Below are 22,742 nucleotides of genomic sequence, written 5' to 3' on the forward strand. Positions count from 1 at the left end.
TGTGTGGAGGACTGAAATCCAGTTTAGGCAACCCTGCGTCAGGATGCGTCGCCATCTGTAGGGCTCTGCAAATACCAGCTCTTTCCCCCGTAGGTCGGCACTCGAAGAGTCCGACATTTTCTGAGCGCCCCTCATGCTCGATCAGGGCAACATCGGTGATTCAACATCGTCGGGGTCTTCGACCGCCGACCTACGAACACCCCGTAGGTCGGCACTCGAAGAGTCCGACATTCCCAGTTGAACTGTTAAGCTTTCGCCCATGAAGCTGTTGATCGATTCTTTTTGGCGTGCTGCCTTGTATTGCCTCTACCCCAAGGTGATTGGCCTGTCTTTGTTGCCTTTGGTGCTGATTGTTGCGGCCTCGGGTGGCTTGGGCTGGATGTATTGGGATGTGGCGGTGTCTGGCGTGCGCGATTGGCTGGATGCGTCGAGTTGGTTGCAGGTGGTGTGGCGCTGGTTTGACGGGGTGGGGTTGGACAAGCTCAAGAGTGTGGTGGCCCCGCTGGTGGTGATTTTTTCGGTCACACCGCTGGTGGTCGTGGCCACTTTGCTGGCGGTGTCGTTTTTCATGACCCCTTCGCTCACACGGCTGGTGGCGGATCGGCGTTTTGCGCAGATGCAGCGAAAGAAGGGCGGCAGTTTCTGGCATGGACTGTGGTGGACTTTTGTGTCGGTGTTGCTGGCGCTGGGCGCTTTGTTGGTGACTTTGCCCATGTGGCTGGTGCCCCCGCTGGCCATGGTGTTGCCTGCCTTGATTTGGGGCTGGTTGACCTACCGCATCATGGCTTTTGATGTGCTGGCCGAATTTGCCAGCCCGGACGAGCGACGGACTCTGTTGGCGCGTCACCGCCCGAGCTGGCTGGCGATGGGCGTCATCACCGGTTTGATGGGCGCAGCGCCCAGTCTGGTGTGGGCTTCGGGGGCTTTGTTTGCGGCGGCCTTTGTGATTTTGGTGCCCATGGCCATCTGGATCTACACCTTGGTGTTTGCCTTTTCATCGCTCTGGTTTGCGCACTTTGCCCTGGCAGCTTTGCAGGCATTGCGCCATGAACCCTTGAATGCCAGCGTGGATGAGGTGCTGAACTCTGCGCCTGTGGCGCCCCATTCGTCGGCCCGGCTGGGCACGAAAACCGATGACGTCACGGACGTGCACTCACACCGCGACCTTTGAACCCCTGAACCTTCTTGAAGAAAGTCCTGACCGTGACCCCCACTTTTGGCTTGATCATCATTGGCGACGAAATCATGTCCGGTAAACGCCAGGACAAACACATGCCCAAAGTCATTGAGCTGCTGTCTGAGCGGGGGCTGAGTCTGTCTTGGGCCGACTATGTGGGCGATTCGCCAGAGCGCATCACGGCCACCTTGCAGCGGGCGTTTGCTTCGTCCGATGTGGTGTTTTCATGTGGCGGCATTGGCGCGACGCCCGACGACCACACCCGCCAGTGTGCAGCGCGCGCCCTGGGGGTGCCGCTGGCCTTGCACCCGCAGGCCAAGCTGCTGATTCAAGAGCGCATGCAGGACGTGGCCAAAGAGCAGGGCCTGCCCTATGAGCCTGATCGCGACGACAACGTGCACAGGCTCAATATGGGGGTGTTTCCCGAAGGGGCTGACATCATTGCCAACCCCTACAACAAGATTCCGGGCTTCACCTGTCAGGGCCCGGGCGGTGGTGCGGTGCATTTTGTGCCCGGCTTTCCGGTGATGGCCTGGCCCATGGTGGCGTCGGTGCTGGATGCGCGTTATGCCGCGCATTTCCATCAAAACGCCTGGCTTGAAAAGTCAGTCATCGTGTTGGGCTCCATGGAGGCGACGCTCACGCCCTTGATGGAGTCGGTAGAAGCCACTCACCCGGGGGTGAAGGTGTTCAGCCTGCCCAGTGTGGACCACCCGCAATGGGGGCGCCACATTGAGCTGGGTGTCAAAGGCGCGCCCGAACAGGCAGAAAAAGCTTATCTGGATCTGCGACAAGGGCTGAAGGTGTTTGATGTGCAATATGGCCCCGAAATGGTGCGTTGAGTCGGTTTGCACCAAAATAGTGCGAACGCGCACTAAAATAAAGCGAGCAAAAGATTTGAAAGCGTGAACCGACACTGCCTTGGACGGGTCTTGGCGGAGCATCAGCGTGAAGGCCCGCAGTCGCTCGCCAAAGGCAAAGACTTTTTTGTGAGCAGGTGGTGAACAGGGCCGCGACGAAGGCACAATCACGGCGTATTCGGATTTTGCAGGCTTGAGCCCAAGCTGGCACAAAAACTGCAATGCCCGAAGGTACGTTTTTCAATCCCTTTCCAACCAGGAGAATTTGATGGCCAAGACCGTCGCAGACGTGATGAAGATGGTGCAAGAAAATGAAGTCAAGTTTGTTGACTTCCGCTTCACCGATACCCGTGGCAAGTGGCAGCACATCACTGCGCCCGTGTCGCAGTTTGACGAGCAGAAGTTCGAAGACGGTCAAGCCTTCGACGGCTCTTCGATTGCTGGCTGGAAGGGCATCGAAGCTTCGGACATGTTGCTGATGCCCGATGCCAACAGCGCCTTCATCGACCCCTTCTTTGAAGAAGTCACTTTGGTTCTGATCTGCGACGTGATCGAGCCCACAGACGGCAAAGCCTACGAGCGTGACCCCCGTTCGATCGCCAAGCGCGCCGAGACTTACCTCAAGCAAGCTGGCCTGGGCGACACCGCATTCTTCGGCCCAGAACCCGAATTCTTCTTGTTTGACGACGTGCGTTGGAGCACTGAGCCCAACAACACCTTCTACGCCATCGACGAAGCCGAAGCCCCATGGAACAGCGGCACCAAGATGGAAAACGGCAACAGCGGTCACCGCAACCGTGTCAAGGGTGGCTACTTCCCCGTGCCTCCCGTGGACAGCACGCACGACATGCGCAGCGAGATGTCCCTGATCCTCGAATCGATCGGTATCCCGGTCGAAGTGCACCACCACGAAGTGGCTGGCGCTGGTCAGTGCGAAATCGGCACCCGTTTCTCGACCTTGGTTGAGCGCGCCGACTGGACCCTGATGCAAAAGTACGTGATTCACAACGTGGCCAACGCTTACGGCAAAACCGCCACCTTCATGCCCAAGCCCTACGCTGGCGACAACGGCTCCGGCATGCACGTTCACCAGTCCGTCTGGAAAGACGGCAAGAACCTGTTCGCTGGCAATGGCTACGCTGGTTTGTCTGAATTCGCTTTGTTCTACATCGGCGGCATCATCAAGCACGCTCGCGCCCTGAACGCGATCACCAACCCTGGCACCAACAGCTACAAGCGTTTGGTGCCTCACTACGAAGCACCGGTTAAATTGGCTTACTCGGCCAAGAACCGCTCCGCTTCGATCCGTATCCCCAACGTTGCCAGCGACAAGGGCCGTCGCGTGGAAGCCCGCTTCCCCGATCCATTGTGCAACCCTTACCTGGGCTTCGCAGCCCTGTTGATGGCTGGCCTGGACGGCGTGGAAAACAAGATCCACCCCGGCGAAGCTGCCACCAAAGACCTGTACCACCTGCCTCCAGAAGAAGACAAGTTGGTGCCCACTGTGTGCTCCAGCCTGGACCAGGCGCTGGAAGCCCTCAACGCTGACCGCGCTTTCTTGACCAAGGGCGGCGTGTTCACCGACTCGTGGATCGACGCCTACATCGACTTGAAGATGCAAGAAGTCAACCGCAGCCGCGTGGAAGTGGCACCTGTCGAATACGACATGTACTTCTCCCTGTAATCCGGCCCATGCGGATTGCACAGCCCTGTGCAAAAAAGGACGGCTTCGGCTGTCCTTTTTTTTTCGTCCGACGTGGCTTTATCCTGAACAGAACATCCATGAAAAGGGGCGTGGCCATGAAACCCAAATCACCCGAGCTGATGCCTGCGTGGACGGCCATTGCGTCCTTTGTGGCCTTTTTGTGCGCGCTGTGCGGGGCTCAGGCACAGGCGCAGGCGCAGGAGGGTGTGTACCGCTGCGGCCAGGAATACACCAATGCGCCGCGCGACAAGAGCCGCTGCCAGTTGCTCAACCCACAAGCGGTCACGGTCATTGAAGGCACGCGCCCCACATTGGGTGGGGCCACGGCAGCCACTGCTGACGATCGCACCAAAATGGAGCCCTCCAAGGCAGAGGGTGCTGCACAAAAAGACCGCGATGCCCAAGGGCGCACCATTGTGGCCACGGAGCTGGAAAAAACCCGGCAGCAGCACGCGCAACTGCTGCAAGAGTACAAGCAGGGAGAATCCGTGCAGTGGAAGTCAGAGACACGCGAGCAAGCCCAACAACAGGAGCGTATGGCCAAGCTGAAAGCGGCCATCGAGCGTGCCGAGCGCGACATGGAAAGTCTGCAGCGCGAATTAGCCCGCCGACCGGCCCCAACCCACCCTTGAAACATGGATGAGCACATGTCTTTGATAGCCAACCGATTTCAGGCTTTTGATTTGCTGGCGACCCCTGTGGCCGTGCTGGAGGGGCAGGGCGGCATCCTTTTTGCCAATGCGGCCCTCGAAGACGTGATGGGTCTGTCCCGCCGCAGCCTGCATGGCACGCACATGCCTGACTATTTTCTGGACCCGCAACCACTGACCCACGCCCTGGTGGGCGCGCAATCCAACGAGTTTGCCGCTTTGCGCTATGAGGCCCAACTGCGCCGCCTGCACCACAACGACAGCTTGCCTGTTCATGTGATCGTGGCCCCTACTGACCAGCTCCATGAGGTGATTGTGGAGCTGTTGCCGGTGGAGCAGCAAACCCGCCAAGAGCGCGAAGAGCGCCTGCTGGAGCAGGCGCAAGCCAACAAGGAGCTCATTCGCAATTTGGCGCACGAAATCAAGAACCCGCTGGGCGGCATTCGCGGCTCGGCCCAGTTGCTGGAAATGGAGCTGGACAACAAGGAGTTGACCGAATACACGCAGGTCATCATCCACGAGGCCGACCGCCTGCAAACCCTGGTGGACCGCTTGCTGGCGCCGCACCGCAGACCGCATGTGGTGGGCGATGTGAACATCCATGAGGTGTGCGAGCGGGTGCGGGCCTTGATCCTGGCCGAATTCCCACGGGGACTGAAGGTTGTGCGTGACTACGACACCTCGATCCCCGAGTTTCGTGGCGACCGCGAGCAGCTGATTCAGACCGTGCTCAACATCACGCACAACGCGGCGCAAGCTCTGCAAGAACGCATCGCACAGGGCGATGCGCAGATCACGTTCAAGAGCCGAATCTTGAGGCAAGTCACGTTTGGCAAGCAGCGTTACCGCCTGGCATTGGAATTGCATGTGATCGACAACGGGCCTGGTGTTCCAGACTCGATCAAGGACCGCATTTTCTTCCCGTTGATTTCGGGGCGCGAAGGCGGCTCAGGCCTGGGGCTGACATTGGCGCAAACCTTTGTTCAGCAACACCACGGCATGATCGAATGTGACAGCGAGCCCGGTCGTACGGATTTCAAAATCTTGATTCCGTTGCCTTAATGCACACCTGAGTGCCCACAGAAAGTGCCACGTTGATGAAGCCGATCTGGATCGTAGACGATGACCAATCCATCCGCTTTGTGCTTGAAAAAGCACTCTTGCGCGAAGGCTTGCCCACCCGAAGCTTCACCAATCCACGCGAGGTCTTGAAGGCGCTGGATTCCGAAGACGGCCGAGAGGGCCCGCAAGTGCTGGTGAGCGACATCCGCATGCCCGGTGGTTCGGGCCTGGATTTGCTGACCACCATCAAGCAGCGCCTGCCCGCCTTGCCGGTCATCATCATGACCGCGTTTTCCGATCTGGACAGCGCGGTGTCGGCCTTTCAAAGCGGTGCGTTTGAATACCTGCCCAAACCGTTTGACCTGCCCAAAGCGGTGGAGCTGATCCGCCGTGCCGTGGGCGAAAGCCAGCGTGAAGAGGTGACAGAAAAAACACAGGTCGACACCCCCGAAATGCTGGGCCAGGCCCCGGCCATGCAAGACGTGTTTCGCGGCATTGGCCGCTTGGCGCAAAGTCATGTCACGGTGCTGATCACGGGCGAATCGGGCTCGGGCAAAGAGCTGGTGGCCCATGCCTTGCACAAACACTCACCGCGTGCCCACCAGCCCTTTGTCGCCATCAACACGGCGGCCATTCCCAAAGACTTGCTGGAGAGCGAACTCTTTGGTCACGAGCGTGGTGCCTTCACCGGTGCACAAACCACACGCCGGGGCCGCTTTGAGCAGGCCGATGGCGGCACCTTGTTTCTGGACGAAATCGGCGACATGCCCTTTGACCTGCAGACCCGCTTGCTGCGCGTCTTGTCGGACGGCAACTTTTACCGCGTGGGCGGGCACAGCGCCGTCAAGGCCAATGTGCGCGTGATTGCCGCCACCCACCAAAACCTGGAGCAACGCGTCAAGGAAGGCGTGTTCCGCGAAGACTTGTACCACCGGCTCAACGTGATCCGGCTGCGCTTGCCCGCTTTGCGTGAGCGCCGCGAAGACATTCCCATGCTGGCGCGTTACTTTTTGCAGCGCAGTGCCCAGCAGCTGGGGGTGGAGCCCAAGCGCATCTCGGATGCTGCCATTGAGCGCTTGAGCCATTTCCAGTTTCCGGGCAATGTGCGCCAGCTGGAAAACATCTGTCACTGGTTGACCGTGATGGCCCCAGCGCAAGTGATCGAAACCAAAGACCTGCCGCCTGAAGTGCTGGACGTGCAAGCGCCTGCGGTGGCGGCGTCCGAGAGCATGACGCCTCAAGCCGAGGCGCCCCTGGCCCCCGCTGTGCAGCCAGTGTCCGGTGCTGCCCCTTCGGCCTCTGCAGACGCCAGTGCCGCTTGGGCTGCTGCGCCTTTGTCAGCACCTAGTTCAACCGCTTTGGCGTCTGGCACCTGGGAGCCCGGTCTCGAGGCCGAGGCCTTGCGCCTGCTGGCCACCGACCGCACCGATGTGTGGGATGTGCTCACGCGCCGCTTTGAAACCAGCCTGATCCAGGCCGCCTTGGCCACCACCCGGGGCCGACGCATCGAAGCCGCCCAAAAATTGGGCATCGGCCGCAACACCATCACCCGCAAGATCCAGGAGTTGGGCATCGAAGAGTAAAGGGTCGAGTCATTTCCGTCGGCACTCGAAGAGTCCGACGTGGTCCAAGTACCCACATCGCCTATTCGGGCTTGGCATGTGTGTGGGTACATGTCGGGGTCTTCGACCACCGACCTACAAACCGCAGCGCGCCCCGTAGGTCGGCACTCGAAGAGTCCGACATTGCGGTGAAACCAAACGACGTGTTTTCAGGCGTTTGCGGCTCACACGTCAAATGTCGGGGTCTTCGACCACCGACCTACAACATCCTCGCAATCCATCGTCCCGCCATCCTGTTGTCCTGCCTCGTAGGTCGGTACTCGAAGAGTCCGACGATGGTTTTGATGCATCGATGAGGTTCAGTCAGCGAAGGGGTCTTTGAGCACCACATCGCTGACGGGAAAGGCCACGCATGGCAGGACACAGCCGTCGGCTTTTTCTTCAGCGCTCAAGCCTGGCCAGGCCATCTCGTAGCGCACATGGCCGCTGAGCAGGTGGCCGATGCAGGTTCGGCAGCTGCCCGAGCGGCAGGAGCTGGGCCACTGCAAACCGCCTTGTTCAATGGAGTCGAGCAAGGACTGCTCTCGCCAGGCATCAAAACTGCCGCCGTCGGGCTCGATGCGGGCGTTAAAGAACGGGATGTCTTGGCCCATGCTCAGGTCGGTCCTTCAAAGATCAACTTCCAGGCCGAGCCTTCCTTTTGCCAGTAAGTACGCAGGTATTGGTAGGCATTGATGTTTTTTTGGTTGGGGTCTTTCATGGTGACCACCAGGGTGTCTTGTGCGTCGTGCCAGCGCAGCACGGACATCAGTTGCAAGGGCTTGCTTTTGTAGTGTCCCAGTGACACTTTGGCCAATTTGGGCCACCAGTAAGTCAGGTCCATTTCGTCGCGCTCAAAGCGGCTGCTGTAGTGCTGCTTCAAGACGTCCGGATCGAGGCCATTGCGCGCTTGTAGCCATTGGTTCAGGGTCGGTTTGAAATCTGCGTACAGGCTGGATGCGCCACCGGCGGGCACCCAATCGAGCTTTTCGGCAATGATGACGGGTGTCATGCGCAGATCCGGCAAGTTCAGCAACTTTTCCATTTCCGGATTGGCCAGCACCACACAGCCATCGGTGGATTCGGGTGCCCGGGCGTACTGCGCACTGGGCGTGCCGTGCAGCCAGATGCCCGAGCCCGACTTGCGGCGCATGATGTCGATGGCACTGGGGTAGTTCAGCGTCAAGGCGCCCACCCCAAATAAATCGGGCAAGGTGGCGCCCGGCAGGTTTTTTTGAATGAAGTAAATCCCCAGCGGGGTTTTGCCATCGCCTTCCTTGAGCTTGCCCACCCCATTGATGCCCACAGAAATATAGGTTTCCTTGAGCAATTCGAGCTGGGGTTTACCGTCTGCCCCGGTGCGGTTGGCGAACCAGTACAGGCGCGAGCGCGAAGCATCCACTGCTGCGACATAGGCTTGCTGCGGGTCAAGGAAGGCCAAGGCTGCCGGGATTTGTCCTTGCAGGGCGTGGGCCTCAGGGTGGCTGAGCCTGCGTGTGGCTTCGAGCACCAGCTCTTGCAGGCGCTTCAAGGCAGAAGGTTGGGTTTCTTCGTTGATCTCATCGCCATGAATGGGCTGACGTGAGCTGATGTTGAGCAAGTCGGCATACAGCAGCTGCCCCAGCTGAAAGTTGGGAAACTGCGCCGTCAGGCTGGCCGCCGTGGCCAGGGCCTTGGCGCGATCACCATTGCCCAGCTGCGCATAAATGCGTCTGACCAGGGTTTCGGGGTCTGGGCTCGCCGCAGTGGGCTCGTTTGGGGCGGGTTCAAATTCGATGCGCCAGCCCATGGGGCCAGATGTGGCTTGGGCATTGGTCAGTGCATTGGAGTCGACATCGGAGATTTCGTGAAAGGCAGAGAACCACCAGGCGACAAACGCCAGCAAAACCACCAGCAAGCTCGGCCAGGCCCAGCGCAGACGCCTGGGGTGGCTCAGGGCGTTTGGCCAAAAGCGATTGAGGCGTTGGGTCAATGCCTTGAGCCAGCTCAATTGACTGTCTCACGAGCAATCAGCCATCGATCACCGTGCTTGACCATCTCCAGCGTTTTGCGGCTATTGCCCTTGAAGTTGTCGGATTCATAGACTTGCTGGAATTGGGCCGTGGCTTTGGTGCCATTGACTTCAATTTTGAGGTTGTTGACGGCAACGGCAATGCTTTTCTTGGAGAGGATTCGCACTTGGCGGTCACTTTCCCATTTGGTGCGCGACTGCCGATCGGCTCCTGCAAAAGTGCTGCTGTAAGCCGCCAGGTAATGCGGCATGTCCTTTTGGCTCCAGGCCTTGGCCCAGGCCTGTACGGCAGCGCGCACGTCGGCTTCATCGGTCTTGGCTGGTGCCTGCACCTTGGGCGTTGCAGCTGCGGCTTTGGACGCCTCATGCGTGGCAGCGGCAGGCTGCTTGGTGGGCGAGGGCGTTGTGGCCGGTGCAGCTTGTTTCGCCTCAGTTGGTTTGGCCTGTGGTGCTTTGGGCTCGGGGGCTTTGACCACTTGTGGGGTCACTTGCGCCACGGGTGCCGTTGGCGCAGCTGCGGCGGCCACGGCAGGGGCGGATTTGGCTGCGGGCAGGGCCTGAGCTGGGGCCGATGCCACCACCGCAGGGGCCACGGGTGCAACAGGTGCTGTGGAGGGCGTCGGTGCAACCGCTGACGGCACCGCAGATTTTGGCGTTTCGGCCATGGGCGATGCAGGACTGCTGGTCAAAGGGGTAGCACTTTGCTTGTCACGGCCAATGCTGCCGAGCAAGGTCAACTGAGGTGCACTGATTTTGGCCTTGGGGTCGACTTGCAAGGCCTTGGCGTAAGACTGTTTGGCCAATTGACTGTGCACATCCGAGAGGTTACGGTGCGCCGCTGCGTAACTGGGGTGCGTTTGCAGGGCTTTTTCGAGGTAACTGCGCGATTCTTCCAGGCGGCCCTTGGCGGCATAAAGCACCCCGAGGTTGTTGTAGGCCTCGGACAGATCGGGATGAGAATCCGTGATTTTCTTGAAGGTCTCGATGGCCTTGTCGGTTTGACCTTGCTGGGCCAGAACGACCCCTTCCATGAACTGGAACTGAACTTCTTGAGGGTGGGCTTGGCGTTCTTGTTGCACCAGTTTGAGCGCCTGATCCAGCTGACCCGCTTGAATGGCCTGTTTGATCGTGTCCTGTGTGGTCAGTGCTGCATGCACCAGGTGAGCTCCCATGAGCCCCAAGCCCAGTGCGGCCCCGCGTGCCCAAGTTGTCCTCGAGAGAGTGCGTCGGGTTACTGCAAAGGACTGCAAATAATGATCAAACAACATAGCCAGCAATACGATTTCTTAAACCAAAGAATTGTAGCCAGTGATTGCCCCGAACCCTTGTGTACTTTTGTATGGCCAGGCTTGCCGCCTGGCGCTGTCCGGAGGGCATTGTCAAGGTGTGCATGCGGTTTTGTCTCGGCAGGCTGCCCTGCTGCACATCCGCTGACAACGTGGCATGCAGATCAGTGTTGCATGCATAAAACCGGCTAAGCATGCACCGCCGTTGTGTGAGATGTTTCAGTGTCCAGCCGCAGCGGACAAATAGGGCGCATTCGCAGACCATGGGGTCGGCACGTTGAATGACATCCAGATCTCGGTAAATGGGTGTGGAAACGCCAGCTCTTGTGCGTGCAGCATCAGCCTCGGACTGAGGGCCTTGATGTCGGGCGGTGCGTACAGCGAGTCGCCCAGCATGGGGTGACCGATGCTTTGCAAGTGCACGCGCAGTTGGTGGGTGCGGCCTGTCACGGGTTCCAGCTCCACCAGCGTGGCGGTGTCACTGGTTTGCAGCGCACGCCAGCGGCTGCGGCTGGGTTTGCCATCCGGGTGAATGATGTGAATGGGGCGACGCTCCCAATCGAGCAGGATGGGGCCATCAATCGTGCGCCAGCCATCTTCATCCACAGCGGCTGTAGCCTGGGTTTGCAGCGGATGCCCTGCGACCACCGCCACGTAGCGCTTCTTGACCTGGCGGGTTTCAAACAAACGGCTCAGACGGCGTTGCGCTTCAATGCCGCGTGCCATCATCAGCAAGCCCGATGTGTCCTGGTCCAGCCGGTGCACGACCAGCGCTTCGGGGTAAATGTCCTGAACGCGCTTGGACAGGCAGTCTTGCTTGTCCGGGCCACGGCCGGGCACAGACAGCAGGCCGCTGGGTTTTTCGAGCACCAGCATGTGCTCGTCTTCGTGGATCGGGGTCATTCAAAAACGTTCAAGAAACCGCAGTGGTCAGGCGCTGCCCTCTGCCGCAAGGCGGGCAGGCGTTGCAGGGGGAATTCAAGCTGGCTTTTTGCCGCGTGGTGCCACAAAAGTGGTCGGCGCCATGGGACGGTCTGATGTGAACGTCTTCGGTGGCGTGGTGTCTTTTTTAGGCTTTTTAGCCATTTTGTTGCTGCGTTGTTCGCCTTTGGCCATGGTAGTTCCTCGGTGGTCATCCCGGTTTGAGATGGCTTCGATGGTAAGGCACAAAACAGAGCGAAGTCGGCGATGGCGTCACGAAACCTTTTCAGTGGATGCGGGACGTGGGATTTGCGGGCAGTGACCTTGAATCAAGAAATGTCGGACTCTGCGAGTACCGACCTACGGGGCAGGACAACAGGATTGCGGGGATGTTGTAGTTCGGTGGTCGAAGACCCCGACAGACGCACGCTGAGTGAAGCTGCTTTTGCTGACCGTGACCTTGAATCAAGAAATGTCGGACTCTGCGAGTGCCGACCTACGGGGCAGGACAACAGGATGGCGGGACGATGGATTGCGGGGATGTTGTAGGTCGGTGGTCGAAGACCCCGACAGACGCACGCTGAGCGCAGCTGCTTGTGCTGGCAGTGACGTTGAATCACAAAATGTCGGACTCTGCGAATACCGACCTACGGGGCAGGACAACAGGATGGCGGGACGATGGATTGCGGGGATGTTGTAGGTCGGTGGTCGAAGACCCCGACAAACGCACGCTGAGCGCAGCTGCTTTTGCTGGCCGTGACCTTGAATCACAAAATGTCGGACTCTTCGAGTACCGACCTACGAGGCTGCCTGTGCCATTTTGTAGGTCGGTGGTCGAAGACCCCGACATGGGGTCTTCGAGTCGGGCGCTGGGGTGATTACTTCACCTCGGTGACGAACTGTTCGACGGGACGGCGTACCTTTTTGAGGTTCACCAGCCAGTCGCCTTCGGCGCGGTAGCCCAGCGGCACGATGACGACGCTTCGCAGGCCACGAGCGGCCAGGCCCAGGATCTCGTCCACGGCTGGCGGCACAAAGCCTTCCATCGGGGTGGCGTCGACTTCTTCAAATGCAGCCGAGATGAGCGCAGCGCCCAAAGCGATGTAAGCCTGACGGGCAGCGTGTTCGAAGTTCACTTCGGCGGGGCGGCCTGGGTAGTTGGCCAGCAGCATCTTGCGATAGTTTTCCCAGCCTTCGTTGGTGCCACCGCGCTCAGTGTTGGTGTAGTCGAAGTAGGTATTGATGCGCTCGGCGGTGTAGTTGTCCCATGCGGCAAACACCAGCAGATGCGAGCCTTCGGTCACTTGGGCTTGGTTGTGGGCTTTGGCCTGGATCTGGGCGCGCACGGCCGGGTTGGTCACCACGATCACCTCAAACGGCTGCAGACCGCTGGAAGTAGGGGCCAAGCGGGCAGCTTCGACGATGCGGTCCACTTTGTTCTGGGGCACAACTTTGCTCGGGTCCATTTTTTTGCAGGCGTAGCGCCACTGCATTTTGTTCATCAATTCAGACATTTTTTCCTTTTAGGGGGGTGAAAACGGACCATTTTGTCTCAAACCTCAATCCACGGGCTGCCAAGAGCCTATCGGCAGGTCACGCAAGTGATAAGGGCCAATGGCCGTGCGGATCAGGCGCAGCGTGGGCAAACCCACGGCGGCTGTCATCCGGCGCACTTGGCGGTTGCGACCCTCGCGGATGGACAGCTCTAACCATGATGTGGGGATGTTCTGACGCTCGCGGATGGGTGGGTTGCGCGGCCACAGGTCGGCAGGCGGCACCACCGCCTGGGCGCGGGCAGGCAGGGTGGGGCCGTCGTTCAACGTCACGCCCCGGGCCAAAGCGGTCAGGGCCTTGTCATCCACCACGCCCTCGACCTGCACCAGGTAGGTCTTTTCCATCTTGAAGCGCGGATCGGCAATGCGCGCCTGCAACTGACCGTCGTCGGTCAGCAGCAGCAAGCCCTCGCTGTCGGCGTCCAGCCGCCCGGCCACATACACGCCGGGCAGGTCGATGTGGTCCTTGAGCCCGCGCCAGCGCCCCTCGGGGGTGAACTGGCTGAGCACCCCGTAGGGCTTGTTGAAACGGATGAGCATGAGGAGGAGCGGCGCATGGGGGTAAGGCCGCGAGCGTATCAGGTCGTGTGGTCCGGGCTTTGCATGGTGGCTTCAATTTGAATCTTGTGGGAGACAGCCCTGCTGGCGATCAGACGCTGGTGGACCACAGTCTTTTCGCTTGCAGGGCAAGCTCCCACAAAATGCGCCCAACTGGCTACTCGCTGCTGGGACTTCATCGGGCCGGATCCATCATGTGTGGGTTAGCATCCCCCGCATGAGCACCCAATACGAATGCCTGAAAAGCGCCGACCTTTATGCTGAAGCCTTTGGCATCGCAGCCCCCGCCCATTTGCTGGACAAAGAAGTCTGGCCGCGCAAGCAGGGCTTTTTCATCCGCAAAGCGCTGCTGTCCAGCCCGGTGACTGCGCAGCCGTCGGAACCTGGCGCAGACGCGTCAGCCCCAGCGCTCCAAGCAGCGCCGTTGGTCATGGAATTGGCACAAGGCCAATTTGGCTTGGTGCCCACCTGGGTCAAATCGGCGTCAGATGCCAAACTGCGCTCGACCAAGCTGGCTGTGACGCGCTACGAAACCATGAGCACATCCACCAACACCCGGGACACATGGCTCAGCGGCCAACGCTGCATCATCCCGATGCAGGCCTTTTTTGAAGACGATTGGCGCAGTGGCAAAGCCGTGCCCACCCGCATCGCGCGGGTGGACGGCAAGCCCATGGGGGTTGCCGGCTTGTGGGAACGCTGGGCCAAAGACGGCGAAGAAATCACCAGCTTCACCTTGCTCACGGTCAACGCCAACAGCCACGCGCTGATGAACCGTTATCAGCAAAACGGCAACGAAAAACGCATGCCCGCCATCCTGAACGAAGGCAGCTGGGCCGCCTGGCTCAGCGCCCCAACCGACAAGGCACGGGAGTTCATGCGTGCCTATCCGGCCCAATTGCTGCTGGCCAATCCGGTGCAAAAAAGTAAAACTTAAAGGTTGCTTATTAAACGAGCAATCTGTTCCAGACCAAGCGGGCTAAGGGTTTGCGAGGATATCCCCGCTCTTGTCCACAGCTTCATTCACAGAAGCCCGGGACAACTTGGCAGGCAGCCCACAACCCGGCTGTCAGAGCGTTGCGGCCAGCGCAGCCAGTTGGTCGGTGGCGATGCCCCAGCCCTCATGAAAGCCCATTTTTTCATGTTCAGCGCAGTCTTCGGCTGACCAATGCCGGGCGCGTGCGGTGTAACGGGTCTGGCCGCCTTCGTCTTCAAACGTCAATACGCAGGTGAAAAACGGCTTGGCCGACGGCTGCCAGTCGCCGGTGTAGGCATCGGTGAACACCAGCCGCGCATCGGGCACCACCTCCAGATAAACGCCCAGATTGGGCACCTCGGTGCCGTCCGGCCCCTGCATCACGATGCGGCTGGCCCCACCCGGGCGCACATCCATCTCGGCGTGAATGGTTTTCCAGGGCGGCGGCGTGAACCACTGCACGATCAGCGCAGGCTCCGTCCAGCAGCGAAACAGCTGGTGGCGCGGCACATTGATCAGGCGCGTGAGCACCAACTCACGGGCATTGGTGGCAAGGGGCATGGTGTTGGATGGCATTTAAAAAATAAGCTTTGAAGGAGGGGTGAAAGCCATCCAATGATGGCTTGCCTGTTTAGCAGGCACATTGTCGCAGGCCGCATGCAACAAGGGTTTGCACGGATGTCCACGGCCTTGTCCACAAGTTCATGCACAGACGGGCGGAACAACTTGGCCTGTCACTTGTACTGTCACTTGGCCTGTCGATGGGGCTCACAGCGACTGCCGGTATCGCTCCAGCATCTGAGCCTGTGTTTCGGCCTCGATCTCTTCGCCTTTGAAGGCGCGGATCTGGTCGCGCATCATCTCGCCCATGCTGGGCAGCCGTGCCCGGTCAGCCTGGCGTGAAGCGTCCCACAGCTTGGAGCGCATGAACGCCTTGGCGCAATGCAAATACACCGACTCCACCGCCACGCGAATCACCAGCGCAGGCGTGCGCCGCGCATCAACGCACAGCGCCAGATCGGCCGGGTCGGTGGACAGCACCGCATGGCCATTCACGCGCAAGGTCTCGTCAAAACCCGGCACCATGAACAACAAGCCGATACGCCCGGTGGCGATGATGTTCTCCAGCGTGTCCAGCCGGTTGTTGCCCGGCGCATCGGGCACCAGCAGCGTGTGCGCGTGGGTCACCTTGACGAAACCCGGCTCACCCCCGCGCGGTGATGCGTCCATGTCGCCCGCTGAACCCGTGCTGGCCATCACCACAAAAGGCGACAGGCCAATGAACTGCGTAGCGTGCGCATCGAGTGCAGGGATTTCTTTTTTGAGCGAACGCTCACGGGCGGGGCCGTAGAGCTGGCGCAGGGCGGTGAGGGTGGTGATGTGATGGGCTGTCATGGTGGGTGTGACTTGCTAAAGCGCGGTGCGGGGTGACTGGCCGTCCAGTGCCGGAATCATTGTGCAATTCGTACCATCTGAATGACCAATTTTTTGCCGCAAGCCTGCGCGTATTTCCGCAGTGTGGCAAACGAGGGCGAATGCTTTTCGCTGCGCAAAGACGCTTCCAGTCTGGACACAGCTGAAACCGTTGTGCCCATGCGCGAGGCCACATCCGCTTGGGTCAGGCCTGCGGCTTGACGTGCTTCCAGCATGGCGTGCAGTGCGGTGTATTCCTCTTCCAGATCATCAAACGCCTTTTGCACGCCGGGCTTGGCCAGCAGTGCTTTGCGAAAAGCCGCGTCGTGCGGCACGGGTTTGTAGCCAGTTTCAGCCATGTTGCACATTCTTCAGTTTCTAAAAGCCCGACACAAGCTCACTCAAGACCGATGGAATCGAGCTGAACTTTGAGTGTGGGCAGGGCGGTTTGCAACGTGTCCCAAACCACGGCTTTTATACCGGGCGGGCTTCTTGCACCACCACATCCCGAAACTTGGGCGGCAAGTCTTTGGGCGTGAGCACATCCACGGACACACCCAACAAGGTTTGCAACTCGTCTTGCAAGCCACCCAGGTCAAACAGTGTGGTGCCGGGCAGAGGGTCGACCAACAAATCCAAGTCGCTGCCTTCGACGTCGTGGCCATGCAAAGCCGAACCAAACACTCGCGGATTCGCCACGCGATAACGTGCTGCGGCTTGGCAGACGGCGTCGCGGTGTTGGCTGAGAACTTCGGATGGGCGCATGGATGCTGACTTGAAGCTCAGGGCTTCTTGCAAGCTTGATTTAAGGTTGCTCGCCCAGCAAAGCCTGAACAACGGTGATCAAGCCAGGCAGGGATTGTTGAGCAATGGTCCACACCGTGCTGGGGTTGACGGTAGCGTAGCCGTGGATCAGTTGGTTGCGAAACGCCACGATTTGAGGCAAGTCGGGCAGCTGTGCGGCCATGGCTGCATCCAATTTTGAAAGTTGATTGAGTGCTTCCCCAATCACTTCAAACTTGCGTTCAACGGCTGCCTGAACCAGTTCATTATTTTCGTAGGCGGTAACGTCCAACCCTGACGTGAAGGTTTGGATGGCCAACGCCGCTTCACGCACATCCCACAAAAATGCGCGAGGGTCACGCTGCATAAATCGACTCGCGGTGCTGGTTGATGCTGGCCAGCACGAAGGGGTTGCGCACGGCACCCGGCTCGATCAGATCGACCCCACGTCCCAGAAGTGTCTCCAGTTCTGACTTGATACCAAAAAAGCGGTGCAAGTCTGCAGGGGCTTCGGGTGAAAACTCCACCAAAAAGTCGGCATCGCTGCGCTCGGCGTCGAAGTCATCGGCACGTGCGGCCGAGCCGAACACCTCCAGCCGGCGGATTTGGTATCGCTGGCAGATGGCCGAAATATCGGCGCGGTGTTGGGCAATGGCGGGGTGCATGGGGCAAGTTTAGCGAGGTTCTGCGGCAATCGGCCCAAGAGCCCTCTCAATCTGAGTCCGAAAAACCAACAGCGCAATGCACGCAAGCTGCGGGAGTTGAAGGCAATAGGCGGTCAATGCCCCTCTGCCGTCGCCAGATCGATCACGCGCTGGGCGGGTGTGCCTTGCTCCAGCGCGGTGCGGGGTGACTGACCGTCGAGTGCCGGGTGCGGGCTTTCCAGGAAAGCCAGCAATTGCCAGCCGTCGGTCGAGGCCAAGGCCGCAGCCATGGGCGCGATGACCGGAAAGATGAATGACTCGAATTGCCAGCGGGGCAGCTTGTAGCCCCGGCGCAGGTGCGACACACCAATGCAGCGGCCGCTTTTGATCCAGGCGTTCATGGTCACGCGGGTGGTGCCCGACAGGGCAGCGGCTTCGTCGGTGGTGATCATGTCGGCCGCCTGAATGCGTTGCAGCCGATACTGCGCGCCAAAGCGCAGCAGCGCCTTGGTTTGCGCTTCTCAGGCGTATGGGTCTTGAGTTGAGCAGTTCCGTTGAGGTTCTGCATCCAAGGGTATTCAGGCCGATGACAAAACCATGATGATCTCAAAACCCCGACCCCGGCTCACTCAAAAACACCAGCTCCTCGGGCGTGGACTGGCGACCGAGGATGGCGTTGCGGTGGGGGTAGCGGCCAAAGCGCTCGATGATGGCTTGGTGGCGCAGTTCAAAGCGCAAGGTGTCTTCCATGCCCGGCTGATCAAACAGGACCACCGCTTGTGCGTGCACCAGGGCGGACTCGCTGTGCATGTAGGGCATGTAGGCAAAGCTGCGCTGCGCCAAGGGCAGGCTGCGGTCTTGCCCACTGGCCACCAGGTCTTGCGCCAGCGCCAAGGCCAGCGCGTCTTGCGCAAAGGCGCGGGGCGTGTCGCGGTACACGTTGCGCGAGAACTGGTCCAGCACCAAGACCTCGGCCAAGCGACCCTCGGGTGTGGTGCGCCAAGCAAACAACTCACACCGCGCCGCCGCCTCTAGGGTGGCGCCGAAGCTAGAGCGGATGACTTCGTCCAAGGCGGGGTCTTTGGCGAAGTGGTGCTTGGGGGTGAGTTCGGTGAACCAGAAGTCGAGGATGGATTGGGGTTGCATGACAGCTGGGTTCATGCTGCTTTGAGAACCATGTCGATGTGCATGGACGAGTAAGGACAGACCACCCCGCCAGACTCGGTGCGCTCCAGCAGCCCCAGGTCGGCCAGCACGACTACGTCTTCGTGTACGCGCTTGACGTCGCGCTCCACCAAGCGGGCCAGCTCGCGCACCGACAGCTCGCCCTTGCCTTGAGCGGTGCGTACCAGCGCCCAGCGCTTTTCGGTCAGCTGGCCAAAGAAATGGCCGGGGCTTTCAAAGTTGAGCACCTCGCCTTGGTAAGTGTTTTTTTGCGCCGCGTGGGCAGCTGCACGCAAACCGGCTTGCCAGTCGGGTTGCAAAGTGATGGTCAAAAAACGTTCGGTCATGTTGTTCTCCTGGCCGCTACGGCGGCAATGAAGTCTTCCACCAGTTGATCTACCCCGGTGAATGTGTAGGGCAGTTCTTGCCCGTCCAAATGGCAGTGTTCGCCTTTGCCCCGCTCGTTGTCAAAGCCAACGATGCGAACGCCATCCTTGGCATAGACCGCACGGTATTTGAAACCGTGCTTGGTGGGTGGAACCGGCGCGGGCACCCGCCAGACCACCAGCTCAATCACGGCACCATCGGGCGTGATGTTCTTGAATCTGGTGATCAGTTCAGCGGGCATGTTGGCGATTGTGCCAACACAGCTTGCTTGTTGTCAAGAATGACAACACTTGCCAGTCAGGCTCAAAACCCCGAGCCCGGCTCACTCAAAAAAGCCAGCTCCTCGGGTTTGGACTCGCGGCCCTAGCGATGTCCTGGCAATTCAACTCTTTTGCAAAGCTTGCCAAACTTGTTGCGTGGCTTTGATCAGGTCGGTGACCAAGCGTTCATCAACATCCATCATGCCCTCGTATTCGCCTAAGTTGCGCTTGTTGTGGCACAGGTCGAGAACGCGCCAGACCTCAGGCCCCAGCCCCAATGTGTGAGGCAAAGCCTGAAAGACGATGTAGCGGTTGCTGGGCCGAAAGCCTTGTTTGCGCAGAGCTGCCAGACACAAGGCGTGCGCGGCGTTGTAGGCTAGATCAAAACGGCTTTCCAGCGCCAGTGTGGCGTTGGTTGCATCGGTCAGGCGGGTGCTGCCTGTGCGCAGCAAGCCCGCGATTTCGGCGGCATCGGGTGGCTCTGCTTTGAGTGAGCCGCTGGGGCCGCTCAGGTTTTCAAGTGGAGTGGGTGGGCTCATGTTGCGGTGACTCCTCCTGACCGATCAGCCATATTTTTGGCTGTTGCATCACGCGGTTGATGAAGGCATTGTCACCCAGCTGGCGGGCTTTGAAGTCGGTCGCTGAGTAAATGGCAGGGTTGATGGGGCGCCCCAGCGTTTGGCTGGCAGGTTCCAGCGCCGCAAATACATCACCATAGCCCAGCGTGTCGCTGACCAGCAGCACATCCACATCGCTGGCGCTGGTGTCTTGCTGCTTGGCCATGGAGCCAAACACAAAGGCCAGCGTAATCTGCGGCGCAATCGGCAAGAGCGCTGCGCGCAGCACATCGGCCAGCCCCATGGTTTTGAGCACCATAGAGCGCAGCTCGGTAAACACGGGCGAAGCCGCGTTGGCCTGAAAGTGTTTTTGGTTGCCCTGTTTGCGCACCGTGAGCAAACCCGCTGCAGCCAGATCGGCCAACTCGCGCTGCACAGCGCCTGCGCCTGACTGGACCAGGCCAATGACTTCGTTGGTGTAGAAGCTGCGGTCCGGTGCCACAAACAGCACGGCAAGCACCCGCTGACGTACCTTTGAAAACAGTGCGTCGGCGATGGAAGAGGTGATTGAAGCGGTATTCGTACCCATAACGGGTTTGATCATACCTTATTTGGGTATTTTTGAGGCGTCAGAGCACGCCAGCTGTTTGGACCTAAAACCCCGACCCCGGCGCACCTAAAAAAGCCAACTCCTCAGGCGTGGACTCGCGGCCCAAGGTGGCGTTGCGGTGGGGGTAGCGGCCAAAGCGGTCGATGATGGCTTGGTGGCGCAGTTCAAAGCGCAAGGTGTCTTCCATGCCCGGCTGATCAAACAGGACCACCGCTTGTGCGTGCACCAGGGCGGACTCGCTGTGCATGTAGGGCATGTAGGCAAAGCTGCGCTGCGCCAAGGGCAGGCTGCGGTCTTGCCCACTGGCCACCAGCTCTTGGGCCAGCGCCAAGGCCAGCGCGTCTTGCGCAAAGGCGCGGGGCGTATCGCGGTAGACGTTGCGCGAGAACTGGTCGAGCACCAAGACCTCGGCCAAACGCCCCTCGGGCGTGGCGCGCCAGGCAAACAACTCACAACGCGCCGCCGCCTCCAGCGTGGGGCCGAAGCGCGTGCGGATGGTTTCGTCCAAGGTGGCGTCTTTGGCGAAGTGGTGCTTGGGGGTGAGTTCGGTGAACCAGAAGTGGAGGATGGGTTGGGGTTGCATGACTCAGTTCACCCGGCCTTGCCAATATGCAGGGCGACGGTGCAAATGCGCAACTGCAACGACCAAAATGTCGTCCTGATCGATGTTGTAAATAACGCCGTATGGAAATCTTCGCAGGCGACAGCGACGCGTCTGGCTTGAAAGCGGGTGCCAGCCAAGTGGATGCCGCTCAATGAGCTGGATGGTGCGCAGAAACTCCACCAAAAACGAATCGCCCAAGCCTTGGGCTTGTTGGGCATACCAATGGATCGCCTCGTCCAGCTCGGATTGAGCTGCGGGCAAAAGGCGGACGCTCATGCCGTTTTGACTTGGTATTTGGCAATGACCTCGTTCAACGGAATGGCTTGAACCTCACCCCGGCGGAAAGCCGCCAGCCGGGATTCAGCCTCTTGCGCCCATTGCGCATCCAGAGACTCGTCTCGCTCATCCAATGTGTCCAGGATCTGATCGACCAAAGCCATGCGCTCATCGGGGGGCAGTTGAGATGCTTGATCGCAGAGTTGTTTGGCGGTGGGCATTTTGGACTCCAAAGGGCAGGGGCAAGTCAGTTTAGCGAAGTTCAGCGCACAAGGAAATTCAAGCCACCCGCTTCAAAGACAGCTTGACGGTGTAACCCAATTGCGCCGCCACATTGACCAGCGCATCCAGCGTAAATTTGTGGGTGCGGCCTTTGATCAGATCGTTCATGCGCGGCTGGCTGATGCCTGCACGTTGCGCGGCCTCGGCTTGGGTGATGTCGAGTTTGAGGATGACCTTGCGGATGTGCGAGACCAAGTCGGCGCGCAGCAACAGGTTTTGCGCTTCAGGCTCGGCAAAGCCAAGGTCGTGGAAGACGTTGTCGCTGCCAACGACCATGTTCAGTTTGTTGCTCATGACTGATTGCCTTCTTGCAACTGGAAGCGTTTCATTTTATATCCGTTTTGATAATTTCATAAGGACTGTGGCGTGCTTCCGACCATAACCCTCCACTCTCAGAATAAGGCAAAAATGAACGCAAAGGAAATCTATTTGCGTGATGCTTTTGCCTTTTATGAGTTCTGTATGCTTCGTCGCGTGAATGGGCGTCCAGCGTGCAAATTCAGTTTTCAGGGTGGTCATGTATTCGCTTTAAAATGTGCAGAATTCTGCAATGTCCAAGGAACCAGTCATGGGTTTTTCTGCCAGCGACGTCGTGCCATTCACGCAAGCACGCGCCCATCTGTCCGAACTGGCCGACCAGGCCAAGGCCGGGGCAGAGAAGATCATCACCAAAAACGGCGAGAGCTACGTTGCGCTGATCGACTCTGACCGCCTGGACTACTACCACCGGCTGGAGCGCGAACGCATCCACCTGCTGTTGATCGACGACGCCAAGCGTGGCCTGGCCGACATCACCGCAGGCCGCACGGTGGAAGCAGACGCTGCGCTCGCCCAGCTGCAACAACGGCGCAAGACCGCCACCCAACTACCCGCCAAACAACGTGGCTGATCCGCTGTACCGGGTCGAGCTGACCGCCAGCTTTTTGGAGCGCCTGGACGCCATTGAAGCGTTTTTGGTGGAAGCTCAAGCCAGCTTTGCGTTCGATGACTTGCTGGCCGAGCTTCGCGCCACCGCCATCCCGAACTTCCGCCGTTTTCCACGCATTGGGCGGCGCTACTTGGCCAACCCACCGCAGTCAGCCGAAGCGCTGGCGCTGCTGACGGCCATGCCTGCGGGCGCACCACATGCGCTGCGCGAATACCTGCACGGTGACTACCTGATGCTGTATCTGGTGAAGGATGCAAGCCCCAAGACTGAAGCCACGGTGGTCCTGCTGACCATTTGGCATCACCGACAGCTTTCGTTTGACTTTGCTCGGCTGTGGCCGTCGGCACCATCGACCTATGACTGAAGCTAAAAGCTCACTTTTTGAGCCCCGCGCTTGATATGCTCACCAGCATTGCGCGTGGGTTGAAAAGCCAAACCAAACGCCCCCGATTCACCCAAAACAACGACAAGGTT

General features: G+C 59.5%; 32 protein-coding genes. 9 read left to right on the top strand and 23 right to left on the bottom strand.

Annotated elements, in window-relative coordinates:
- The first annotated feature begins 259 nt into the window (after positions 1-259).
- The 6 genes from B9Z51_RS13315 (at position 260) to ntrC (ending at position 7,037) form a co-directional block, all read left to right on the top strand.
- Positions 260-1,171, top strand: coding sequence for an EI24 domain-containing protein (locus B9Z51_RS13315; RefSeq protein WP_108375502.1), 912 nt, complete (start codon positions 260-262; stop codon positions 1,169-1,171).
- A 32-nt stretch (positions 1,172-1,203) separates the two neighbouring features.
- The gene (locus tag B9Z51_RS13320) at positions 1,204-2,019 is read left to right on the top strand and encodes a molybdopterin-binding protein (protein WP_108375999.1); all 816 of its coding nucleotides are present in this window, start codon (positions 1,204-1,206) and stop codon (positions 2,017-2,019) included.
- A gap of 286 nt (positions 2,020-2,305) precedes the next feature.
- The gene (gene glnA / locus B9Z51_RS13325; protein WP_108375504.1) at positions 2,306-3,721 is read left to right on the top strand and encodes a type I glutamate--ammonia ligase; all 1,416 of its coding nucleotides are present in this window, start codon (positions 2,306-2,308) and stop codon (positions 3,719-3,721) included.
- Positions 3,722-3,837: 116 nt separating this feature from the next.
- The gene (locus B9Z51_RS13330; protein WP_146187771.1) at positions 3,838-4,374 is read left to right on the top strand and encodes a hypothetical protein; all 537 of its coding nucleotides are present in this window, start codon (positions 3,838-3,840) and stop codon (positions 4,372-4,374) included.
- A gap of 15 nt (positions 4,375-4,389) precedes the next feature.
- Positions 4,390-5,454, top strand: a complete 1,065-nt coding sequence (gene glnL / locus B9Z51_RS13335) for a nitrogen regulation protein NR(II) (protein ID WP_108376000.1) — start codon at positions 4,390-4,392, stop codon at positions 5,452-5,454.
- A 35-nt stretch (positions 5,455-5,489) separates the two neighbouring features.
- Positions 5,490-7,037 carry a nitrogen regulation protein NR(I) gene (gene ntrC, locus B9Z51_RS13340; protein WP_108376001.1) on the top strand — a complete coding sequence of 516 codons (1,548 nt, stop codon included), beginning with the start codon at positions 5,490-5,492 and terminating at the stop codon, positions 7,035-7,037.
- A 338-nt stretch (positions 7,038-7,375) separates the two neighbouring features.
- Here ntrC and B9Z51_RS13345 read toward each other — a convergent pair whose 3' ends face one another.
- From B9Z51_RS13345 to B9Z51_RS13370, 7 genes are all read right to left on the bottom strand, one after another.
- Complete coding sequence (locus tag B9Z51_RS13345) at positions 7,376-7,669, bottom strand: 2Fe-2S iron-sulfur cluster binding domain-containing protein (RefSeq protein ID WP_108375508.1); 294 nt, start codon at positions 7,667-7,669, stop codon at positions 7,376-7,378.
- A 2-nt stretch (positions 7,670-7,671) separates the two neighbouring features.
- Positions 7,672-9,045, bottom strand: coding sequence for a murein L,D-transpeptidase family protein (locus B9Z51_RS13350; protein WP_108375510.1), 1,374 nt, complete (start codon positions 9,043-9,045; stop codon positions 7,672-7,674).
- A complete protein-coding gene (locus B9Z51_RS13355; protein ID WP_158272893.1) occupies positions 9,042-10,238 on the bottom strand; it encodes a tetratricopeptide repeat protein in 1,197 nt (398 codons plus the stop codon). Before B9Z51_RS13355 ends, B9Z51_RS13350 begins: the two co-directional genes overlap by 4 nt.
- Before the next feature lie 333 nt (positions 10,239-10,571).
- Positions 10,572-11,255, bottom strand: coding sequence for an RluA family pseudouridine synthase (locus B9Z51_RS13360; protein WP_108375514.1), 684 nt, complete (start codon positions 11,253-11,255; stop codon positions 10,572-10,574).
- Positions 11,256-11,330: 75 nt separating this feature from the next.
- Positions 11,331-11,468: a hypothetical protein gene (locus tag B9Z51_RS18550; RefSeq protein ID WP_199227538.1), complete on the bottom strand. Its 138-nt coding sequence runs from the start codon at positions 11,466-11,468 to the stop codon at positions 11,331-11,333.
- Between the two features lie 683 nt (positions 11,469-12,151).
- Positions 12,152-12,787, bottom strand: coding sequence for an NAD(P)H-dependent oxidoreductase (locus B9Z51_RS13365; protein WP_108375516.1), 636 nt, complete (start codon positions 12,785-12,787; stop codon positions 12,152-12,154).
- A gap of 45 nt (positions 12,788-12,832) precedes the next feature.
- Positions 12,833-13,366 (bottom strand): pseudouridine synthase, encoded by a 534-nt coding sequence (locus B9Z51_RS13370; RefSeq protein ID WP_108375519.1) that lies wholly within the window; start codon positions 13,364-13,366, stop codon positions 12,833-12,835.
- Between the two features lie 235 nt (positions 13,367-13,601).
- Between B9Z51_RS13370 and B9Z51_RS13375 the strand changes: the two genes are divergently transcribed.
- Positions 13,602-14,321, top strand: coding sequence for an SOS response-associated peptidase (locus tag B9Z51_RS13375; protein ID WP_108375521.1), 720 nt, complete (start codon positions 13,602-13,604; stop codon positions 14,319-14,321).
- 132 nt (positions 14,322-14,453) lie between these two features.
- On the opposite strand, the gene B9Z51_RS13380 is transcribed toward B9Z51_RS13375, so the two are convergent.
- The 16 genes from B9Z51_RS13380 to B9Z51_RS13455 form a co-directional block, all read right to left on the bottom strand.
- A complete protein-coding gene (locus tag B9Z51_RS13380; protein WP_108375523.1) occupies positions 14,454-14,936 on the bottom strand; it encodes an SRPBCC family protein in 483 nt (160 codons plus the stop codon).
- 192 nt (positions 14,937-15,128) lie between these two features.
- Positions 15,129-15,755 (bottom strand): pyridoxamine 5'-phosphate oxidase family protein, encoded by a 627-nt coding sequence (locus B9Z51_RS13385; RefSeq protein ID WP_108375525.1) that lies wholly within the window; start codon positions 15,753-15,755, stop codon positions 15,129-15,131.
- 56 nt (positions 15,756-15,811) lie between these two features.
- Positions 15,812-16,132 (bottom strand): helix-turn-helix transcriptional regulator, encoded by a 321-nt coding sequence (locus tag B9Z51_RS13390; protein ID WP_233254963.1) that lies wholly within the window; start codon positions 16,130-16,132, stop codon positions 15,812-15,814.
- A 115-nt stretch (positions 16,133-16,247) separates the two neighbouring features.
- Positions 16,248-16,538: a nucleotidyltransferase family protein gene (locus B9Z51_RS13395; protein ID WP_108376002.1), complete on the bottom strand. Its 291-nt coding sequence runs from the start codon at positions 16,536-16,538 to the stop codon at positions 16,248-16,250.
- 40 nt (positions 16,539-16,578) lie between these two features.
- A complete protein-coding gene (locus B9Z51_RS13400) occupies positions 16,579-16,923 on the bottom strand; it encodes a DUF86 domain-containing protein (protein ID WP_108375529.1) in 345 nt (114 codons plus the stop codon).
- Positions 16,913-17,221, bottom strand: a complete 309-nt coding sequence (locus tag B9Z51_RS13405; RefSeq protein WP_108375531.1) for a nucleotidyltransferase family protein — start codon at positions 17,219-17,221, stop codon at positions 16,913-16,915. The genes B9Z51_RS13400 and B9Z51_RS13405 overlap by 11 nt, the downstream gene beginning before the upstream one ends.
- A 113-nt stretch (positions 17,222-17,334) precedes the next feature.
- On the bottom strand, positions 17,335-17,652 hold the full coding sequence (locus B9Z51_RS13410) for a helix-turn-helix domain-containing protein (protein WP_108375533.1): 318 nt from the start codon (positions 17,650-17,652) through the stop codon (positions 17,335-17,337).
- A gap of 154 nt (positions 17,653-17,806) precedes the next feature.
- A complete protein-coding gene (locus tag B9Z51_RS13415; protein WP_108376003.1) occupies positions 17,807-18,346 on the bottom strand; it encodes a DUF924 family protein in 540 nt (179 codons plus the stop codon).
- Positions 18,347-18,357: 11 nt separating this feature from the next.
- Positions 18,358-18,711: a hypothetical protein gene (locus tag B9Z51_RS13420; RefSeq protein WP_108375535.1), complete on the bottom strand. Its 354-nt coding sequence runs from the start codon at positions 18,709-18,711 to the stop codon at positions 18,358-18,360.
- On the bottom strand, positions 18,708-18,992 hold the full coding sequence (locus B9Z51_RS13425) for a DUF6516 family protein (RefSeq protein WP_108375537.1): 285 nt from the start codon (positions 18,990-18,992) through the stop codon (positions 18,708-18,710). The genes B9Z51_RS13420 and B9Z51_RS13425 overlap by 4 nt, the downstream gene beginning before the upstream one ends.
- Before the next feature lie 141 nt (positions 18,993-19,133).
- Entirely contained in the window at positions 19,134-19,550 is a 417-nt protein-coding gene (locus B9Z51_RS13430) for a hypothetical protein (protein WP_108375539.1), read from the bottom strand.
- A complete protein-coding gene (locus B9Z51_RS13435; protein WP_108375541.1) occupies positions 19,528-20,172 on the bottom strand; it encodes a nucleotidyltransferase domain-containing protein in 645 nt (214 codons plus the stop codon). Before B9Z51_RS13435 ends, B9Z51_RS13430 begins: the two co-directional genes overlap by 23 nt.
- A 49-nt stretch (positions 20,173-20,221) precedes the next feature.
- The gene (locus tag B9Z51_RS13440) at positions 20,222-20,761 is read right to left on the bottom strand and encodes a DUF924 family protein (RefSeq protein ID WP_108375543.1); all 540 of its coding nucleotides are present in this window, start codon (positions 20,759-20,761) and stop codon (positions 20,222-20,224) included.
- A gap of 3 nt (positions 20,762-20,764) precedes the next feature.
- Positions 20,765-21,058 (bottom strand): type II toxin-antitoxin system RelE/ParE family toxin, encoded by a 294-nt coding sequence (locus tag B9Z51_RS13445; RefSeq protein ID WP_108375545.1) that lies wholly within the window; start codon positions 21,056-21,058, stop codon positions 20,765-20,767.
- Positions 21,055-21,279 (bottom strand): addiction module protein, encoded by a 225-nt coding sequence (locus tag B9Z51_RS13450; RefSeq protein ID WP_108375547.1) that lies wholly within the window; start codon positions 21,277-21,279, stop codon positions 21,055-21,057. Before B9Z51_RS13450 ends, B9Z51_RS13445 begins: the two co-directional genes overlap by 4 nt.
- 58 nt (positions 21,280-21,337) lie before the next feature.
- A complete protein-coding gene (locus tag B9Z51_RS13455; RefSeq protein WP_233254964.1) occupies positions 21,338-21,634 on the bottom strand; it encodes a helix-turn-helix domain-containing protein in 297 nt (98 codons plus the stop codon).
- Positions 21,635-21,908: 274 nt separating this feature from the next.
- Here B9Z51_RS13455 and B9Z51_RS13465 point away from each other — a divergent pair, with 274 nt between their 5' ends.
- Together B9Z51_RS13465 and B9Z51_RS13470 are read left to right on the top strand one after the other, a co-directional pair.
- Positions 21,909-22,229 carry a type II toxin-antitoxin system Phd/YefM family antitoxin gene (locus tag B9Z51_RS13465; protein WP_108376005.1) on the top strand — a complete coding sequence of 107 codons (321 nt, stop codon included), beginning with the start codon at positions 21,909-21,911 and terminating at the stop codon, positions 22,227-22,229.
- Positions 22,222-22,632 (top strand): type II toxin-antitoxin system RelE/ParE family toxin, encoded by a 411-nt coding sequence (locus tag B9Z51_RS13470; protein ID WP_108375551.1) that lies wholly within the window; start codon positions 22,222-22,224, stop codon positions 22,630-22,632. Before B9Z51_RS13465 ends, B9Z51_RS13470 begins: the two co-directional genes overlap by 8 nt.
- Positions 22,633-22,742: the final 110 nt, after the last annotated feature.

Source organism: Limnohabitans sp. T6-5 (genome assembly GCF_003063315.1).
Taxonomy (GTDB): domain Bacteria; phylum Pseudomonadota; class Gammaproteobacteria; order Burkholderiales; family Burkholderiaceae_C; genus Limnohabitans_A.

Coding starts and splice junctions, on each gene's coding strand:
- B9Z51_RS13315 (WP_108375502.1), top strand. CDS start 260: ATGAAGCTGTTGATCGATTCTTTTTGGCGTGCTGCCTTGTATTGCCTC.
- glnA (WP_108375504.1), top strand. CDS start 2,306: ATGGCCAAGACCGTCGCAGACGTGATGAAGATGGTGCAAGAAAATGAA.
- B9Z51_RS13330 (WP_146187771.1), top strand. CDS start 3,838: ATGAAACCCAAATCACCCGAGCTGATGCCTGCGTGGACGGCCATTGCG.
- glnL (WP_108376000.1), top strand. CDS start 4,390: ATGTCTTTGATAGCCAACCGATTTCAGGCTTTTGATTTGCTGGCGACC.
- ntrC (WP_108376001.1), top strand. CDS start 5,490: ATGAAGCCGATCTGGATCGTAGACGATGACCAATCCATCCGCTTTGTG.
- B9Z51_RS13345 (WP_108375508.1), bottom strand. CDS start 7,669: ATGGGCCAAGACATCCCGTTCTTTAACGCCCGCATCGAGCCCGACGGC.
- B9Z51_RS13355 (WP_158272893.1), bottom strand. CDS start 10,238: ATGGGAGCTCACCTGGTGCATGCAGCACTGACCACACAGGACACGATC.
- B9Z51_RS13360 (WP_108375514.1), bottom strand. CDS start 11,255: ATGACCCCGATCCACGAAGACGAGCACATGCTGGTGCTCGAAAAACCC.
- B9Z51_RS18550 (WP_199227538.1), bottom strand. CDS start 11,468: ATGGCCAAAGGCGAACAACGCAGCAACAAAATGGCTAAAAAGCCTAAA.
- B9Z51_RS13365 (WP_108375516.1), bottom strand. CDS start 12,787: ATGTCTGAATTGATGAACAAAATGCAGTGGCGCTACGCCTGCAAAAAA.
- B9Z51_RS13370 (WP_108375519.1), bottom strand. CDS start 13,366: ATGCTCATCCGTTTCAACAAGCCCTACGGGGTGCTCAGCCAGTTCACC.
- B9Z51_RS13375 (WP_108375521.1), top strand. CDS start 13,602: ATGAGCACCCAATACGAATGCCTGAAAAGCGCCGACCTTTATGCTGAA.
- B9Z51_RS13380 (WP_108375523.1), bottom strand. CDS start 14,936: ATGCCATCCAACACCATGCCCCTTGCCACCAATGCCCGTGAGTTGGTG.
- B9Z51_RS13385 (WP_108375525.1), bottom strand. CDS start 15,755: ATGACAGCCCATCACATCACCACCCTCACCGCCCTGCGCCAGCTCTAC.
- B9Z51_RS13390 (WP_233254963.1), bottom strand. CDS start 16,132: ATGGCTGAAACTGGCTACAAACCCGTGCCGCACGACGCGGCTTTTCGC.
- B9Z51_RS13395 (WP_108376002.1), bottom strand. CDS start 16,538: ATGCGCCCATCCGAAGTTCTCAGCCAACACCGCGACGCCGTCTGCCAA.
- B9Z51_RS13400 (WP_108375529.1), bottom strand. CDS start 16,923: ATGCAGCGTGACCCTCGCGCATTTTTGTGGGATGTGCGTGAAGCGGCG.
- B9Z51_RS13405 (WP_108375531.1), bottom strand. CDS start 17,221: ATGCACCCCGCCATTGCCCAACACCGCGCCGATATTTCGGCCATCTGC.
- B9Z51_RS13410 (WP_108375533.1), bottom strand. CDS start 17,652: ATGATCACCACCGACGAAGCCGCTGCCCTGTCGGGCACCACCCGCGTG.
- B9Z51_RS13415 (WP_108376003.1), bottom strand. CDS start 18,346: ATGCAACCCCAATCCATCCTCGACTTCTGGTTCACCGAACTCACCCCC.
- B9Z51_RS13420 (WP_108375535.1), bottom strand. CDS start 18,711: ATGACCGAACGTTTTTTGACCATCACTTTGCAACCCGACTGGCAAGCC.
- B9Z51_RS13425 (WP_108375537.1), bottom strand. CDS start 18,992: ATGCCCGCTGAACTGATCACCAGATTCAAGAACATCACGCCCGATGGT.
- B9Z51_RS13430 (WP_108375539.1), bottom strand. CDS start 19,550: ATGAGCCCACCCACTCCACTTGAAAACCTGAGCGGCCCCAGCGGCTCA.
- B9Z51_RS13435 (WP_108375541.1), bottom strand. CDS start 20,172: ATGATCAAACCCGTTATGGGTACGAATACCGCTTCAATCACCTCTTCC.
- B9Z51_RS13440 (WP_108375543.1), bottom strand. CDS start 20,761: ATGCAACCCCAACCCATCCTCCACTTCTGGTTCACCGAACTCACCCCC.
- B9Z51_RS13445 (WP_108375545.1), bottom strand. CDS start 21,058: ATGAGCGTCCGCCTTTTGCCCGCAGCTCAATCCGAGCTGGACGAGGCG.
- B9Z51_RS13450 (WP_108375547.1), bottom strand. CDS start 21,279: ATGCCCACCGCCAAACAACTCTGCGATCAAGCATCTCAACTGCCCCCC.
- B9Z51_RS13455 (WP_233254964.1), bottom strand. CDS start 21,634: ATGAGCAACAAACTGAACATGGTCGTTGGCAGCGACAACGTCTTCCAC.
- B9Z51_RS13465 (WP_108376005.1), top strand. CDS start 21,909: ATGGGTTTTTCTGCCAGCGACGTCGTGCCATTCACGCAAGCACGCGCC.